The organism is Nocardioides sp. Z40_12 (assembly GCF_058215795.1).
The window spans coordinates 15,100-30,286 of sequence record NZ_JBZAJA010000006.1 but is presented as its reverse complement, the minus strand read 5'-3'; the positions used below and the strand labels follow the sequence as shown (position 1 = coordinate 30,286).

At 73.1% G+C, this 15,187-nt stretch carries 19 protein-coding genes; 14 read left to right on the top strand and 5 right to left on the bottom strand.

Annotated elements, in window-relative coordinates:
• The first annotated feature begins 19 nt into the window (after window positions 1–19).
• From AC4BG9_RS12360 to AC4BG9_RS12340, 5 genes are all read left to right on the top strand, one after another.
• On the top strand, window positions 20–232 hold the full coding sequence (locus AC4BG9_RS12360; protein ID WP_490571406.1) for a dodecin: 213 nt from the start codon (window positions 20–22) through the stop codon (window positions 230–232).
• A 54-nt stretch (window positions 233–286) separates the two neighbouring features.
• Window positions 287–1,009: a beta-ketoacyl-ACP reductase gene (locus AC4BG9_RS12355; protein WP_490571405.1), complete on the top strand. Its 723-nt coding sequence runs from the start codon at window positions 287–289 to the stop codon at window positions 1,007–1,009.
• A 79-nt stretch (window positions 1,010–1,088) separates the two neighbouring features.
• Window positions 1,089–1,859 carry an enoyl-ACP reductase FabI gene (fabI, locus tag AC4BG9_RS12350; RefSeq protein WP_490571404.1) on the top strand — a complete coding sequence of 257 codons (771 nt, stop codon included), beginning with the start codon at window positions 1,089–1,091 and terminating at the stop codon, window positions 1,857–1,859.
• Between the two features lie 76 nt (window positions 1,860–1,935).
• Window positions 1,936–2,451, top strand: coding sequence for a SixA phosphatase family protein (locus AC4BG9_RS12345; protein ID WP_490571403.1), 516 nt, complete (start codon window positions 1,936–1,938; stop codon window positions 2,449–2,451).
• On the top strand, window positions 2,435–3,235 hold the full coding sequence (locus AC4BG9_RS12340) for a putative protein N(5)-glutamine methyltransferase (protein WP_490571402.1): 801 nt from the start codon (window positions 2,435–2,437) through the stop codon (window positions 3,233–3,235). Before AC4BG9_RS12345 ends, AC4BG9_RS12340 begins: the two co-directional genes overlap by 17 nt.
• A 19-nt stretch (window positions 3,236–3,254) precedes the next feature.
• Here AC4BG9_RS12340 and serB read toward each other — a convergent pair whose 3' ends face one another.
• The gene (gene serB / locus AC4BG9_RS12335) at window positions 3,255–4,469 is read right to left on the bottom strand and encodes a phosphoserine phosphatase SerB (RefSeq protein ID WP_490571401.1); all 1,215 of its coding nucleotides are present in this window, start codon (window positions 4,467–4,469) and stop codon (window positions 3,255–3,257) included.
• Window positions 4,470–4,516: 47 nt separating this feature from the next.
• The gene (locus AC4BG9_RS12330) at window positions 4,517–5,230 is read right to left on the bottom strand and encodes an Rv1486c family protein (RefSeq protein ID WP_490571400.1); all 714 of its coding nucleotides are present in this window, start codon (window positions 5,228–5,230) and stop codon (window positions 4,517–4,519) included.
• Window positions 5,231–5,282: 52 nt separating this feature from the next.
• On the opposite strand from AC4BG9_RS12330, the gene AC4BG9_RS12325 reads away from it, so the two are divergent.
• Window positions 5,283–6,083: an ABC transporter ATP-binding protein gene (locus AC4BG9_RS12325; protein WP_490571399.1), complete on the top strand. Its 801-nt coding sequence runs from the start codon at window positions 5,283–5,285 to the stop codon at window positions 6,081–6,083.
• An 18-nt stretch (window positions 6,084–6,101) separates the two neighbouring features.
• Here AC4BG9_RS12325 and AC4BG9_RS12320 read toward each other — a convergent pair whose 3' ends face one another.
• A complete protein-coding gene (locus tag AC4BG9_RS12320; protein ID WP_490571398.1) occupies window positions 6,102–7,034 on the bottom strand; it encodes a Gmad2 immunoglobulin-like domain-containing protein in 933 nt (310 codons plus the stop codon).
• Between the two features lie 103 nt (window positions 7,035–7,137).
• On the opposite strand from AC4BG9_RS12320, the gene AC4BG9_RS12315 reads away from it, so the two are divergent.
• Genes AC4BG9_RS12315 through AC4BG9_RS12305 form a run of 3 tightly spaced genes read left to right on the top strand, consistent with a single transcriptional unit; the run spans window position 7,138 to window position 9,522 of the window.
• A complete protein-coding gene (locus AC4BG9_RS12315) occupies window positions 7,138–7,599 on the top strand; it encodes an NfeD family protein (protein WP_490571397.1) in 462 nt (153 codons plus the stop codon).
• 37 nt (window positions 7,600–7,636) lie between these two features.
• Entirely contained in the window at window positions 7,637–8,761 is a 1,125-nt protein-coding gene (locus AC4BG9_RS12310; protein WP_490571396.1) for an SPFH domain-containing protein, read from the top strand.
• The gene (locus tag AC4BG9_RS12305) at window positions 8,758–9,522 is read left to right on the top strand and encodes a sulfite exporter TauE/SafE family protein (protein WP_490571395.1); all 765 of its coding nucleotides are present in this window, start codon (window positions 8,758–8,760) and stop codon (window positions 9,520–9,522) included. Before AC4BG9_RS12310 ends, AC4BG9_RS12305 begins: the two co-directional genes overlap by 4 nt.
• A 36-nt stretch (window positions 9,523–9,558) precedes the next feature.
• Here AC4BG9_RS12305 and AC4BG9_RS12300 read toward each other — a convergent pair whose 3' ends face one another.
• Window positions 9,559–10,539 carry an alpha/beta hydrolase gene (locus tag AC4BG9_RS12300; RefSeq protein ID WP_490571394.1) on the bottom strand — a complete coding sequence of 327 codons (981 nt, stop codon included), beginning with the start codon at window positions 10,537–10,539 and terminating at the stop codon, window positions 9,559–9,561.
• A gap of 133 nt (window positions 10,540–10,672) precedes the next feature.
• Between AC4BG9_RS12300 and AC4BG9_RS12295 the strand changes: the two genes are divergently transcribed.
• From AC4BG9_RS12295 to AC4BG9_RS12280, 4 genes are read left to right on the top strand one after another with little or no spacing between them, the layout of a single operon-like run.
• Window positions 10,673–11,824 (top strand): LLM class flavin-dependent oxidoreductase, encoded by a 1,152-nt coding sequence (locus tag AC4BG9_RS12295; RefSeq protein ID WP_490571393.1) that lies wholly within the window; start codon window positions 10,673–10,675, stop codon window positions 11,822–11,824.
• On the top strand, window positions 11,821–12,498 hold the full coding sequence (locus AC4BG9_RS12290) for an FMN reductase (protein ID WP_490571392.1): 678 nt from the start codon (window positions 11,821–11,823) through the stop codon (window positions 12,496–12,498). The genes AC4BG9_RS12295 and AC4BG9_RS12290 overlap by 4 nt, the downstream gene beginning before the upstream one ends.
• Before the next feature lie 45 nt (window positions 12,499–12,543).
• Window positions 12,544–13,032, top strand: a complete 489-nt coding sequence (locus AC4BG9_RS12285) for a hypothetical protein (protein WP_490571391.1) — start codon at window positions 12,544–12,546, stop codon at window positions 13,030–13,032.
• Window positions 13,029–13,334, top strand: coding sequence for a transcriptional regulator (locus AC4BG9_RS12280; protein ID WP_490571390.1), 306 nt, complete (start codon window positions 13,029–13,031; stop codon window positions 13,332–13,334). The genes AC4BG9_RS12285 and AC4BG9_RS12280 overlap by 4 nt, the downstream gene beginning before the upstream one ends.
• Before the next feature lie 36 nt (window positions 13,335–13,370).
• On the opposite strand, the gene AC4BG9_RS12275 is transcribed toward AC4BG9_RS12280, so the two are convergent.
• Complete coding sequence (locus tag AC4BG9_RS12275) at window positions 13,371–13,892, bottom strand: YbhB/YbcL family Raf kinase inhibitor-like protein (protein ID WP_490571389.1); 522 nt, start codon at window positions 13,890–13,892, stop codon at window positions 13,371–13,373.
• Between the two features lie 51 nt (window positions 13,893–13,943).
• Here AC4BG9_RS12275 and cobA point away from each other — a divergent pair, with 51 nt between their 5' ends.
• Window positions 13,944–15,185 carry a uroporphyrinogen-III C-methyltransferase gene (gene cobA / locus AC4BG9_RS12270; RefSeq protein WP_490571388.1) on the top strand — a complete coding sequence of 414 codons (1,242 nt, stop codon included), beginning with the start codon at window positions 13,944–13,946 and terminating at the stop codon, window positions 15,183–15,185.
• The last annotated feature ends 2 nt before the right edge of the window (window positions 15,186–15,187 follow it).

Genomic DNA, 15,187 nt, shown 5'->3' with positions numbered 1-15,187 from the left:
GGAGGGCTAGAGTCGGTCCATGTCGAATCGAACCTACCGAGTCACCGAGATCGTCGGCACCTCCCCCGAAGGGATCGACGACGCCATCCGCAACGGCATCGAGCGTGCCGGCATGACGCTGCGGCACATCGACTGGTTCGAGGTGACCCAGGTGCGCGGACAGGCCAAGGACGGCCAGGTCGAGCACTTCCAGGTCGGCCTCAAGGTGGGCTTCCGGCTCGAGGACGAGTAGGCCTTCGCCGGGGACTTTTCGCGTACCCCTCGGTAATCACTAGCGTCGTCGCACGTGAGCACCGAGTCCCACGAACCCAGGTCAGTGCTGGTCACCGGCGGAAACCGCGGCATCGGCCGCGCCGTCGCCGAGGCGTTCCTCGCCGCCGGCGACCGGGTCGCGGTGACGACCCGCGGCGGCGGTGCGCCGGTGGGCGCCCTGGATGTCCGGTGCGACATCACCGACCCTGCGGCGGTGGAGGCGGCGTTCGCCACGGTGGAGCAGACCCACGGCCCGGTCGAGGTGCTGGTGGCCAACGCCGGCATCACCGCTGACACCCTGCTGCTGCGGATGAGCGAGGAGGACTGGTCCTCGGTCCTGGAGACCAACCTGACCGGATCCTTCCGGGTGGCCAAGCGGGCAGCCAAGGGGATGCTCCGGATGCGCCGCGGGCGCATCGTGCTGATCTCCTCGGTGGTGGGGCTGCTTGGCTCCGCCGGCCAGGCCAACTACGCGGCGTCCAAGGCCGGCCTGGTCGGGCTCGCCCGTTCCCTGGCCCGCGAGCTCGGCAGCCGCCAGATCACCACCAACGTGGTCGCCCCGGGCTTCGTGGAGACCGACATGACCGCCACCCTCACCGACGAGCAGCGGGAGTCGATACGGGCCCAGGTCCCGCTGGGGCGCTACGCCACACCCGAGGAGATCGCCTCCGCGGTGACCTGGCTCGCCTCGCCCGGCGCGGCCTACGTGACGGGTGCGGTCATCCCGGTCGACGGCGGCCTCGGCATGGGCCACTGAGCGCCCTCCCGCAGGGCACAGCGACAGACAGCAGACAAGAGAGCCGCGACAGTCGGCAGCGAGACATGAGGTGGACGTGATGGGCATCCTGGACGGCAAGCGGATCCTGGTGGCGGGAGTGACGATGGAGAGCTCCATCGGGTTCGCGACGGCCAAGGTGGCCCAGGAGCAGGGCGCCACGGTGCTGATCTCCAACTTCGGTCGCGCCCTCGGGATCACCCGCCGCATCGCCGGGCGCCTGCCCGTCGAGCCGCCCGTTCTCGAGCTGGACGTCACCGACCCCGATCACCTGGCAGGGCTGGCCGCGCAGGTGGGCGAGCACGTGGACGGGCTGGACGGGGTGGTCCACTCCATCGCCTACGGCAACCCCGAGACCCTGCTGGGTGGGCGGTTCCTGGAGGGCCCGTGGGAGGACGTGGCCCAGGCCGTCCAGGTCTCGGCCTACTCGCTGAAGTCCCTGGCGGTCGCCTGCCGCCCGCTGATGGGCGCCGGCTCCTCGCTGGTGGGGCTCACCTTCGACGCCTCCACCGCGTGGCCGGCCTACGACTGGATGGGCGTGGCCAAGGCCGGGCTCGAGTCGACCTCGCGCTACCTGGCCCGCGACCTGGGCCCGGCGGGGATCAGGTGCAACCTGGTCGCCGCCGGCCCCCTCAAGACCCTGGCCGCCAAGGCGATCCCGGGCTTCGGCGACCTCGAGTCGGCGTGGAAGGACCGGGCCCCGCTGGGCTGGGACGAGTCGGACCCCGCCCCCACGGCGCGCGCCGTGGTGGCCCTCCTCTCGGACTTCTTCCCCGCCACCACCGGGGAGATCGTGCACGTCGACGGAGGCTTCCATGCCATGGGCCTGTGACCCCGCGGCGCCCGCGCCCCTCGCACCGCCCCGACCGGCCCTGGCGCCCGTCGGTTCCGGCTGAGAGGCTGTCAGCGTGAACAGCGACCTGAGGACCCTGGTGCTGGTGCGGCACGCGAGCGCGGAGCCCACCGCGCCGACCGACGCCGAGCGGAGGCTGACGCCCAACGGTCGTGCCGAGGCGACCAGGACCGGCCGGTGGCTGGCCGAGCAGGGCTTCACCCCCGACCTCGCGCTGGTCTCCGGTGCCGTCCGTACCCGGGAGACGTGGGCGGCGATGGCCGAGGCGGCGGGCTGGTCGCTGGAGCCCGACTACGACGACTCGCTCTACGCCGCCGGTCCCGAGACCGCGCTCGACCTCATCCACGCGGTGGACGCCGCGGTGCGCTCCCTGCTGTTCCTGGGCCACAACCCCACCGTCGGCTACCTCGCCCAGGTGCTCTCCGACGGCACCGCCGCCCCCGACATCGCCCGGGAGATGGCCCGCGGGTACCCGGCCGCGACCGCGACGATCTTCGGGGTCGAGGGGCCCTGGCCCGCCCTCGACGTGGCCGGCGCCGGCGTGGTCGGTTTCCGTGCCGGACGCTCCTGACCCGAACACGCCCGACGAGGTCGCGGCCCTGCTGCGCTCGTCGGGCTCGGTCTTCGCCGAGGAGGAGGCGCGACTGCTCGTCGACCAGCTGAGCGGCGACGAGCTGGCGACGGCGGTGATGGACCGGATGGCGGGGGAGCCGTTGGAGCACATCCTGGGCTGGGCGGAGTTCGCCGGCCTGCGGGTGGCCGTGCACCCGGGGGTCTTCGTGCCCCGCCGCCGCACCCAGCTGCTCCTCGAGCAGGCGCTGGCCAACCTGCCCCGGCACGGGCTGCTGGTCGAGCTGTGCTGCGGGGCGGCCGCGGTCTCCACCGCGGTGGCGGCCGGCCGGGCGGACGTCTCGGTCCTCGCCTCCGACGTGGACGAGCGGGCGGTCGTCTGCGCCAAGGAGAACCTCGAGCGCTACGGCGGACAGGTCGCGCTCGGCGACGTCGCCTCGGGCATCCCGGACGAGCTCGCCGGGCGGGTCGACGTGGTGGTCGCCAACGCGCCGTACGTGCCCACCTCGCAGCTGGCCCTGATGCCGGCCGAGGCCCGGCTGCACGAGCCGGTCCGCGCCCTCGACGGCGGACCCGACGGGACCCGGGTCCAGGACCGGGTGGTGGCCGCGGCCGTGGGGCTGCTCTCACCCACCGGCGTGGTCATCGTGGAGGCGAGCCGGTCCGAGGCGGAGCAGACCGCCGCCCGGATGCTGTGGCGAGGGTTCGTCCCGGAGATCGTGCTCGACGAGGAGCTGGACGCCACCTGCGTGGTCGGGCGGCGGGTGCGGGCCCCGGGGGAGTGACCCGTAGGGGCGGGCCGGGTCAGAGCGGCGGGGCCGGCGTCACGATCCCGGCCTCCGCGTCGGCCGCCTCGACCTCCTCGCGCGAGATGCCGAGCAGGTAGATGATGGCGTCGAGGTAGGGCACGTTGACGGAGGTGTCAGCGGCGTCGCGGACCACGGGCTTGGCGTTGTAGGCGATGCCGAGACCGGCCTCGTTGAGCATGTCGAGGTCGTTGGCGCCGTCCCCGATCGCGATCACCGCCCCTCGCGGCACCCCGCAGGACGCGGCGAACTCGCGCAGCGCGGTGGCCTTGCCCGCCCGGTCGACCACGGGGCCGACGATCCGGCCGGTCAGGAGGCCGTCGACGATCTCGAGCTCGTTGGCGCGGGCGAAGTCGATGCCGAGGTCCGCGGCGAGCCGGTCGGTGATCTGGCTGAACCCGCCGGAGACGATCGCGAAGCGGTACCCGAGTCGCCGCAGGGTGCGCACCATCGTGCGGGCGCCCGGGGCCAGCACCAGGTCGCGGTAGACGTCGTCCAGGGCGCTGGCGGGCAGGCCCTCGAGCAGGGCAACCCGGTGGTGCAGCGACTCGGCGAAGTCGATCTCGCCGCGCATCGCCGACTCGGTGACCCCAGCGACCTCCTGCTCCACCCCGGCGTGGGCGGCCAGCATCTCGATCACCTCGCCCTGCACGAGCGTGGAGTCGACGTCCATCACGATCAGCCGCATGCTGCGGCGCAGCAGGTTGGCGGGCTGGACGGCCACGTCGACCCCCTGGTTGGCAGCCTCGATGGCCAGCAGGCTGCGCAGCCGCTCGGGCGAGACGCCCGAGACGTGCAGGTCGATCGCGGTGACGGGATAGCGGGCCATCCGCTCGATGCGGTCGATGTTGGCGCCGCTGTCGGCGATCCTGCCGGCGATCGCGGCCATCGCCGCCGCGCGCAGCGGCGACCCGATCACCGTGACGTGGCTACGGCCGGCGGCGCGCCCCCGGTTGTCGCCGGTGCCCCGCTCCACCTCCACCTGGACGTCGAGCTCCTCTCCGAGGCGGTGCACCTGCTCGCTGACCCGGCGCCAGTCGTGGGGCGCGGAGACGAGGAGGCCGAGCACCAGCCGACGCCGCAGCACGATCTGCTCGACGTCGAGCACCTCGACCCCGGCGTGGGCGAGACTGGAGAAGACGGCCGCGGTCACGCCGGGCCGGTCCTTGCCGGTGAGGGTGATGAGCAGGGTCTTCGGGGCGTCCTGGTCCATGGCAGTGCCGAGGCTACTGCGCCGCGCGCCCGCGAGGGCTGGCGGGATCAATCCTCGGGCCAGACCTCCGGGGAGCAGGCTGCGACGAGGGCACGACGAGCCGCGCGCTCGAGCGGTTCCAGGGCGGTCTCCCGGCGGACCATCTCGGCCGCGCTCACCGAGGCGCCGTGGTCCTCGGCCGCGAGCTCGACGATCGCCGAGCACTGCAACCCCCTGGCGGCGAGGTCGGCGCAACGGGGTGGCACCCCCGGGGGCGGGTCCAGGGCTGGGACGTGGTGGAGGTCCATGATCGCGTCCGCCACCTCGGGGCGCCAGCGCGCCACGTCGAGGTCGGCCAGCGCCTGGGCGGTCTCCAGGACGGCGCGGCGCAGTCCGCGATCGGCCTCGCCGACGTCGGGCACCGACCGCCTCTCGGCCGGCAGCACCGTCCAGGTGATGCCCGCGCCGACGGCGTGCGGCACCAGGCCCAGGCCGGCCTGGGGGGCGAGCACCGCCTCCCCGGCCTCGAGGGCCGCCAGGTTGAACGCCGCCGGGCCGCCCAGCCCGAGGGGGTCACCGTCGACCGGCAGCGCCAGGCCCAGGCCGGTGGCGCCGGCGCGACGCAGCGAGGCGAGCAGGTCGACCAGGGTGCCGTCGAGCACGCTGTGGGCCGAGCCGCCCTCGGCCATCGCGTCGAGCAGGTGGTCGGCCGACGCCTCGCCGCGCAGCCAGGCCGTGCCCCACCACGCCAACGTGGCGGTCTCGGGCAGGGGGGTGCTCACGGGTAGCGAGGCTACCTCCGGGCGCCGAGACCCTCTGGATAGGGTGAGCGGCATGGTCGCCGTGCTGGAGTTCGCCGACGTCTCGGTGCGCCGGGGCGGCGCCACCCTCCTCGACGGCGTCACCTGGTCGGTCGAGGACGACGAGCGGTGGGTCGTCCTGGGGCCCAACGGGGCCGGCAAGACCACCCTGCTGCAGGTCGCGGCCGCCCAGCTGCACCCGACCACGGGGGTCGCCGGCATCCTGGAGGAGGTGCTGGGCACCGTCGACGTCTTCGAGCTGCGGACCCGCATCGGCCTCACCAGCGCCGTCCTGGCCGACCGGATCCCCCGGCACGAGCGGGTGCGCGACGTCGTGGTCTCGGCGTCGTACGGCGTCCTGGGGCGGTGGCGGGAGGCCTACGAGGACCTCGACCACGACCGCGCCGGCATGCTGCTCGACGAGGTGGGGGCGCGCCACCTGGCCGAGCGCACCTTCGGCACCCTGAGCGAGGGCGAGCGCAAGCGCGTCCAGATCGCCCGGGCGCTGATGACCGACCCCGAGCTGCTGCTCCTCGACGAGCCCGCGGCCGGCCTCGACCTGGGGGGCCGGGAGGACCTGGTCTCCACCCTCTCCTCGGTGGCTATGGATCCTGACTCGCCGGCCACCGTGCTGGTCTCCCACCACGTCGAGGAGATCCCGCCCGGGTTCACCCACGCGCTGATGCTGCGGGAGGGCCGCGTCGTGGCCCAGGGTCCCCTGGAGCGGGTGGTGACCGCCGGGGCGCTCTCGGAGACCTACGGCATGCCGCTGATGCTGCAGGTCGAGGACGGCCGGTACGCCGCGCGCCGGCGCGCCGCCCGACGCATGCTCTGACCGGGCCCGGGCGCCGCCCTACTCGACCGTGACGGTCTTGGTCTCCCGGTAGGGCTCGCCGCCCTCCCCGCCGGACGGGTCGTCCTCGATGACCTCCAGCACGTAGGTGCCGGGCTCGAGCCGGACGTCGAAGTAGAACGGCGAGAAGGTCATCGCCTCCTCCGCGGTGGTGAAGCCGGCCTCGACCTCCTTGCCCTGCGCGTCGAGCACCCGCCACACGACATTGGCCTCGACCGCGCTGGCCTCTCCGTTGACCGAGACGGGGGAGGCCACGGTGGCTCCCTCGGTCGGGGACGCGACGGCGACGGGGGCCCTGACCTCCTCGTCGGCGTCGCGGGGGAGCGGCTCGTCCCAGGCGACGGAGCCCCACATCTCCCCGGCCGGCTCGCCGTCGATCAGCAGGCGCACCGACGCCTCCGGGTCCAAGGCCTCGGTGGCGGTCCAGACCAGCTGCTGGGCCATGGCCGCGGCGCCGGGGGCACCGACGTCGGCCTCCCGGGCCTGCGCCGAGAGGTCGACCGTGATCACGCCGTCGTCTCCCGTCGAGGCGCTCAGGACCCGGGTCGCGGGATCCCAGGTGGTGGCGTAGTCGGGGTCGAGGGGGCCGGCGATCATGGCCTCGAGTGCGGAGACGGCCGCCTCGCCGGCCACCGGCTGCGACTCCGCGGCCAGGCGGAGCCCGGCGCGGGTGTCGACGACGAAGTAGGACACGGCGAAGTCCGACGGGCTCCCGTCGGGCGTCTGGCCGCCATCGCCGGGGGAGTCGCTGGGCGTCTCGGCGGGGGTGGGCGAGACCGGGGCCGGGGCAGGGGACTCGGACTCCGTGGCCCTCTCCCCGGAGGTGTCCTCGGCCCCGCACCCGGCGAGCAGCAGGCCGGTGGTCAGAGCGAGGACGGCGAGGCGGGCGGTCCCCCGGGACCGGCCGGGACAGGGCTGCGGAACAGTCGTCATGAGGGGATGCTGCCATCCCCGGACCCGTTCGGTGGGGAGGTGACCGCTGAGCGACCGCCCGGAAGGTGACTCGTGCCGCTCGGGCTAGCGATAGGGTCGGGGCATGGACTGGTTGCGGGAGCACGCGTGGGAGACGTGGCTCGGGGTCGCGGTGCTGCTCGGCGTCGCCGAGATGTTCAGCCTCGACCTCATCCTCATCATGCTGGCGGCCGGGGCGCTGGTCGGCATGCTGGCCGCCGTCCTCGACCTGCCCTTCGCCGTCCAGGTCGTCGGCGCCGCCGCGACCTCGCTCGCCGCGCTGCTCCTGCTGCGGCCCTCGCTCGTCTCCCGGGTCCACGGCGGGCCCGAGCTCCAGCTCGGACACGGCAAGCTCGTCGGCCGGCAGGCGGAGGTGACCCAGGAGATCACGGGTCTCCGCGTCGGCCGGATCAAGGTCGGCGGGGAGATCTGGTCCGCCTCGCCCTACGACGAGAGCCTGACCATCCCGGCCGGGGAGACCGTGGAGGTGCTCGAGATCAGGGGCGCCACCGCGTTCGTCCACCCGGTCGCCCGGCTCGATCCCTGACACACCCCACATCCCTACTCCCGGAAACGGAGGGCCGATGGAGTTCTTCCTCGTCCTGCTCGCACTGCTGCTCGTCTTCGTGGTCGTGGTCCTCGCCAAGACGGTGCGCATCGTGCCGCAGGCACGTGCCGGCATCGTGGAGCGCTTCGGCAAGTACAAGCAGACGCTGCCCGCTGGCCTCAACATCGTGGTGCCCTTCATCGACCGGGTGCGCTACCTGATCGACCTGCGTGAGCAGGTCGTCAGCTTCCCGCCGCAGCCGGTGATCACCGAGGACAACCTCGTCGTCTCCATCGACACGGTCATCTACTTCCAGGTCACCGACCCGGTCGCGGCGACCTACGAGATCGCCAACTACATCCAGGCGGTCGAGCAGCTGACCATGACCACGCTGCGCAACATCGTCGGTGGCATGGACCTCGAGGAGACGCTCACCAGCCGCGAGCAGATCAACTCCGGGCTGCGCGGCGTCCTCGACGAAGCGACCGGCCGCTGGGGCATCCGCGTCGGCCGGGTCGAGATCAAGGGGATCGACCCGCCGCCCTCCATCAAGGACTCGATGGAGAAGCAGATGCGTGCCGATCGCGACAAGCGGGCCGCCATCCTCACCGCCGAGGGTGAGCGCCAGTCGGCGATCCTCACCGCCGAGGGCTCCAAGCAGGCCTCTATCCTCTCCGCGGAGGGTGACCGGGAGTCCCAGATCCTCCGGGCCCAGGCCGACCGGGAGGCCGCGATCCTGCGCGCCCAGGGTGAGGGTCAGGCCATCCAGACGGTCTTCCAGGCCATCCACGACGGCCGCCCCGACCAGTCGCTGCTGGCCTACCAGTACCTGCAGATGATGCCGAAGATCGCCGAGGGTGACGCCAACAAGGTCTGGATCGTCCCGTCGGAGATCGGCAAGGCCCTGGAGGGCCTGGGCTCCACGATGACCGACATGGCCGGCATCCCGCGTGAGGCGACGCCGACCAAGCGGGTCGACATGGGTCCGACCGAGCCGCAGCTGCCGCGCTCCAGCACCGAGACCGGCTCGGGTTCCTCGAGCCGGGCAGTGGAGGAGGCGATCGCCGCCGCGCAGGAGGCCTCCGCCGCTCCCGCCCCGGCGCCCGGGGCCGGTACCACCGGCGGCGGGTCCGCCCCGGCGCAGGAGCCGCCACTCACGTGACGCTCCTCGAGGCGATCCTGGTCGCCGTCGCCGGTGCCTGCGCCGGAGCCATCAACACGCTGGTGGGGTCGGGAACGCTGATCACGTTCCCGACCCTGCTGGCGTTCGGCGTCCCCCCGATCACCGCCAACGTGTCGAACACGATCGGGTTGGTGCCGGGCTCGATCTCCGGTGCGGTGGGCTACCGCCGCGAGCTGGCGGGCCAGCGTGCCCGGGTGCTGCGCCTGGCGTCGGCCTCGCTGGTGGGCGGGGTGCTCGGCGCGCTGCTGCTGCTGGTCCTCCCCGAAGGGGCCTTCGAGGCGATCGTGCCGGCCCTGGTGCTGCTGGGCATCGTGCTGGTCGTGCTGGGGCCGCGGATCTCACGGCGGGTGGCGGCCCGGCACCAAGCCACCGGCGGACTGCCCCACCACGGCGCGTGGTGGGTGTGGCCGGCCATCGCGCTGGCCGGGGTCTACGGCGGCTACTTCGGAGCCGCCCAAGGTGTCCTGCTGATGGCCATCCTGGGCATCGGCATGGACGAGGCGCTGCAGAGCCTCAACGGGATCAAGAACATCCTCGGCGCCGTGGTCAACGGCGTCTCGGGGCTGGTCTTCGCGCTGGTCGCGCCGGTCGACTGGCAGGTGGTGGCGCTGATCGCGATCGGCTCGGTGCTCGGCGGGCAGGTCGGGGCCGGCATCGGCCGGCGGCTGCCCGACCTGTGGCTCCGGGCCACCATCGTCGTCGTGGGGCTCGTCGCGCTGGCCGTCTTCCTGCTGCGCTGAGGCCGGGAGGCTCCGGGAGGAGCGGTGGTCCCAGGGCTAGGCCCGCTCGTCGACCGGCTCCTCCACCCAGGCGCGGAGCCAGGAGTCGAGCGTCCGGTAGACCTCGGCCCTCGGCCCGGGCCGGGAGAGCACGACGTCGTGGCGGGCTCCCTCCACGGCCACGCTGGTCACGTGGGTGCCCAGGGAGGGCGCCCACCGCCGGATCTGCTCGACGTCCAGGACGATGTCGGTGGTGTGCACCTCCTCGTCCATCACCACGCCCTGGCCGGTGCGGGTCGAGGATAGGACCAGGGCCGGACACCCGACGTCCAGGCCACGGTGCACGGCGGCGTGCCCGTCCCGGACGGCGCGCAGCCAGCCGGTCCGCACGGGCCACGACTCCAGCGGCTTCCAGGCCAGCTCGAAGGACCAGTCGCCGTCGTGGTCCAGGTGCAGCGACCGGGCGTAGAGGCCGCTCACCGTCCGCGGCACGACCACCCGGGGGACGACCTCGCCCAGCCGGCGGACCACCTCGGTGCCGAGGGTGCGGAGCCACCAGGGACCCTGCAGGTCGAGCCACGGTGAGTTGAGCACCATCCCGGCCAGCCCGGGGCGGCGGTCGTGAGCCCACAGGGGGAGCGTGAGACCGCCCGTGGAGTGGGCGGAGCCGACCACCGCGGCGTGGCCGTCCCGCTCGGTGATCCGGCGGAACGCCTCGTCGATCTCCGCGAAGTACTCCGACAGGTCGCTGACGTAGTTGGGCGTCTGGTGCCCGAGCAGGGAGCGGCCGTACTTGCGCAGGTCGAGGGCGTAGAAGGTGTAGCCGCGCTCGGTCCACCACTCGGCGTACTCGGTCTGGAAGAAGTAGTCGGCGAAGCCGTGCAGGTGCAGCACCGCGCAGTTGGTGGGGCCGTGGGTGGGGCGCTTGACCAGCGTGGCCACCACCGGACCCTCGTCGTCGTGGCCGAGCTCCAGGGTCTCGACCTCGTAGGGGTGGCCGAGGATGTCGACGGCGGGGCCAGGGGGCACGACGGGCATGGCGGGAGTCTCCCACCCGGAGCGCCGGGACGTGTGCGGACCCGGGGGAGCAGTCGACCTCGGCGCCTGCGGAACAAACCGGCAGGTACCCCTGTTGTGCGATCTAGTTCGAAGTTCAACTAAGGGAGCAGCGATGCAGTTCGGCATCTTCACCGTCGGCGACGTGACCACGGACCCGACCACGGGGCGCACCCCCAGCGAGCACGAGCGGATCAAGGCCACGGTGGCCATCGCCCGCAAGGCCGAGGAGGTCGGGCTGGACGTGATGGCCTTCGGTCAGCACCACAACCCGCCGTTCGCCGCCTCCTCGCCGACCACCACCATGGCCTACGTGGCGGCCCTGACCGAGCGGCTGATCCTCTCGACGTCGACCACCCTGATCACCACCACGGACCCCGTGCGCATCGCCGAGGACTACGCACAGCTGCAGCATCTGGCCGACGGTCGGATGGACCTGATGCTGGGCCGGGGCAACACCGGACCCGTCTACCCCTGGTTCGGCAAGGACATCCGGGACGGCATCGAGCTCGCCGTCGAGAACTACGCCCTGCTGCGCCGGCTCTGGCACGAGGACGTGGTGAGCTGGGAGGGCAAGCACCGCACGCCCCTCCAGGGCTTCACCTCCACGCCCCGTCCGCTCGACGGCGTGGCCCCCTTCGTCTGGCACGGGTCGATCCGCAGCCCCGAGATCGCCGAGCAGGCCGCGTACTACGGCGACGGCTTCTTCCACAACCACATCTTCTGGCCGGCGTCGCACACCGAGCAGATGGTCCGGCTCTACCGGCGGCGCTTCGAGCACTACGGTCACGGGGCGGCCGACCAGGCGATCGTGGGCCTGGGTGGGCAGGTCTTCATGCGGAAGAACAGCCAGGACGCGGTCCGCGAGTTCCGCCCCTACTTCGACAACGCGCCTGTCTACGGCCACGGTCCGTCGCTGGAGGAGTTCACGCGCCAGACCCCGCTGACCGTCGGATCTCCCCAGGAGGTGATCGAGCGGACCCTGGGCGCCCGAGAGTACGTCGGCGACTACCAGCGCCAGCTGTGGCTGATGGACCACGCCGGCCTGCCGCTGAAGACGGTGCTCGAGCAGCTCGACCTGCTCGGCGAGGAGGTCGTGCCGGTGCTTCGCAAGGAGTTCGCGGCCCTGAAGCCGGACCACGTGCCGGACGCTCCCACCCACGCCTCCCGCGTGCAGGCGGCGGGCGGTGGCCGGGACTCCACCGTGCCCGCGGCCGCGGACGACGTCACGGGCCGCTCCCCGAGGGGGACGGCGGTGCGCTCATGACGCGCCGGATCACGGTGGTCACCGCGGGGCTCTCCGTCCCCTCCAGCACCCGGTTGCTGGCCGACCGCCTCTCGGAGGCCACGACGCGGGCCCTGGCCGCGGCGGGTGTCGGGGCCGAGGTCGAGGTCGTGGAGCTGCGCGACCTGGCGCACCCGCTCGCCGACAACCTGCTCACCGGGTTCGCGACGGGGCCGTTGGCAGAGGCGATCGAGAAGGTCCGGGGATCGGACGCGCTGATCGCGGTCACCCCGGTCTTCTCCGCCTCCTATGCCGGCCTCTTCAAGTCCTTCTTCGACGTGCTGGAGCCCGGGATGCTCACCGGGATGCCGGTGCTGATGGGCGCCACCGCGGGCACCGCGCGCCACTCGCTGGTGCTCGAGCACGCCGTCCGTCCGCTCTTCTCCTACCTGCGGGCGGTGCCGGTCCCGACGGCGGTCTTCGCCGCGACCGAGGACTTCGGCGACCGTGCGGGAGGGCAGCTGGCAGGCCGGATCGAGCGTGCCGCAGGCGAGCTGGCCTCCCTGCTGGGGGCCGTCCAGGGGAGGACTCTCCCCGGCGCGGACGCCGAGGGCGCCGGGGACGCAGCGGTACCGGTCGTCCACCGTGGCGCGCGCACCCTGGAGGAGCGGTTCGCGGAGCCGACGCCGTTCGAGGAGTTGCTCGGCTCGGTGTGAGCCAGCCGCTTGCCATGGTGGAAAGTGACGAATATGGTTTCCACCATGGAAAGTGACGCACGGCCCACCCCGTCCGACGCCCAGGTCGCGCTGCGGGGCCTCACCACCGCGCGTGGCCGCCTCGCCGAGCGGGTGACCACCCCGTGGTGGTACCGCCTGGGCGCCGCCTCGTGCACGGCGGCGCTCTTCGTCGGCCCCGGTCTGGTCGTGGGTCGCCCGGGGGCCGGCGGCGGCGCCGAGTCCGCCTCGACGTTGCTCGTCGTGCTCGGGGCGATCGTCGCACCCCTGGTGCTGCTGTGGGCGTTGCGGCGTGCGACGGGGGTGTCGGTCGAGCGCTACGCCGAAGGTATGGGCCCCTGGTACGCCGTCGTCTTCACGCTGTTCGTGCTCGGGTTCGCGCTCCAGGCCTTCGCCGGTGTCCCGTGGGCCCTGCTGGGTTCCGGGGCCGGCGGGTTCGCGGCCACGCTCGTGCGGGAGCGTCAGATCGACCACCTGCTGCGACGGCGTGTCCGTGCCGGCGGAGGGGCCGCGTGACACACGTGAAGCCGGTCTTCGACGAGGTGGTCCACGCCCCGAACCGCCTGCAGATCTGCGCGATGCTCGCTGCGGTGGAGTCGCTGGAGTTCTCCGTCGTCCGAGAGGCTCTGGACGTGAGCGAGTCGGTCCTCAGCAAGCACGTGAAGGTCCTGGCCGCCGCGGGCTACGTACGGGTCTCGAAGGTGCCCAGCGGGTCGCGGAGCCGCACGTGGTTCACCCTCACCGCGGAGGGGCGTGCCGCGCTGGACGGACACCTCGCGGAGCTGCGTCGAATCGCCGCGATGGCGGCCTCGAGCTGAGCGCCGGTTCCATCGGCCTGCGGCGCGCCGTGCCGGTCAGCGCTGGTAGGTCCCGTGGATGATCGCCCGCCCGAGGCTCTTGAAGGCGAGGTTGAAGCTCATCACCGCGGGCGAGGCGTCGGCGTCGATGCCCAGCGACTCCTCGCCCACGGCGTGCACCACGAAGAAGTAGCGGTGCGGGTGGTCGCCCTCGGGCGGGGCGGCCCCCATGAACCCGACCTCGCCGCCGTCGTTGCGCAGCTGGAACGACTGGCCGGGCAGCACCCCGCCGGCTGCGCCGGTCTCCAGGGAGGTCACGTCGGCCGGGATGTCGACCAGGGCCCAGTGCCAGAAGCCCGACGGCGTCGGCGCATCCGGGTCGAAGCAGGTCACCACGTAGGAGCGGGTGCCCTCGGGGGCGCCTTCCCAGGCCAGCTGCGGTGAGGTGTTGCCCAGGTGCGCCACCTGGTCGTCGCGCAGGGGCTCTCCGTCCGTCACGTCGGTGCTGGTCACGGTGAAGGACGGCACCGGGGGCAGGTACTCATACGGGTTCGGGGCGATCGGTCGCTCGATGCTCATGCCTCGGACTGTAACCGGAGACGGTCACTTCTACACGGTGACAATGGTGCAGTGAACGACTTCCCCCCGTATCCCGCCGGACTCCGCCTCGCACGCCGGAAGGTCGTCGTCGTGGGCGGCGGTCACGTCGCCCAGCGCCGCGTGCCGTCCCTGCTCGGCGCCGGAGCCCTGGTCACCGTGGTGTCGCCGCAGGTCACGCCGGCGATCGAGGGCATGGCGGGAGAGCTCACCCTGGAGCTGCGCCGGTTCCGGCCGTCCGACCTCGACGGGGCCTGGTACGTCGTGGCCGCCACCAACGACCCGCTCGCCAACGAGGAGGTCTCCACCGCCGCGGAGGAGCGCCGGATCTTCTGCGTGCGCAGCGACGACGCCGCCGCGGCGACCGCCTGGACCCCCGCCACCGGCCGGCACGGCAGCGTCACGGTCGCCGTGCTCGGCAACCGGGAGCCCCGTCAGTCCGCGGCGCTGCGCGACGACATCGTCAACGCGCTCCGCGACGGCCGGCTCAACACCTCCGGCGCCCTGGACCGCTCCCCGGGCGTGGTGCTGGTCGGCGGTGGCCCGGGCGACCCCGAGCTGGTCACGATCGCAGCGCGTCACGCCCTCGCCTCCGCCGACGTCGTGGTGGCGGACCGCCTGGCACCCCGTGCCCTGCTCGACGAGCTGGGCTCGCACGTCGAGCTGGTCGACGTGGCCAAGCTGCCGCGCGGGCGCAGCGCCAGGCAGGAGCAGATCAACGAGCTGCTGGTCGACCGCGCCCGCGAGGGCAAGCGCGTCGTCCGCTTCAAGGGCGGGGACAGCTTCGTCTTCGGCCGCGGTTTCGAGGAGGTCCTTGCCTGCCGGGAGGCCGGCGTCCCGGTCACGGTGATCCCGGGGCTCTCCTCCTCGGTGACCGTGCCCGGGGTCTCCCAGATCCCGGTGACGCACCGCGGGGTGGCCCACGAGTTCACGGTGGTCAGCGGTCATCTGCCCCCCGGCCATCCCGAGTCGCTCGTGGAGTGGTCCGCGCTGGGAAGGCTGCGTGGCACGGTGGTGCTGCTGATGGCGGTGGAGAACGCCGGCGCCATCGCCGACGCCCTGGTCGCCGGCGGCCGGCCGGCCGCCACCCCGGTCGCGGTGGTCGTCGAGGGCACCATGCCGGCGGAGCGGACCGTGCTCAGCACGCTGGAGAACCTGGCCGCCGACCTGGCCTCCCACAGCGTCCGCCCGCCCGCGATCATCGTGGTGGGAGACGTGGTCGCGGTCGCACACCCCGACCGCTTCCCGGCCCCGGTGAGCCGCACGGCAGAGTAGTG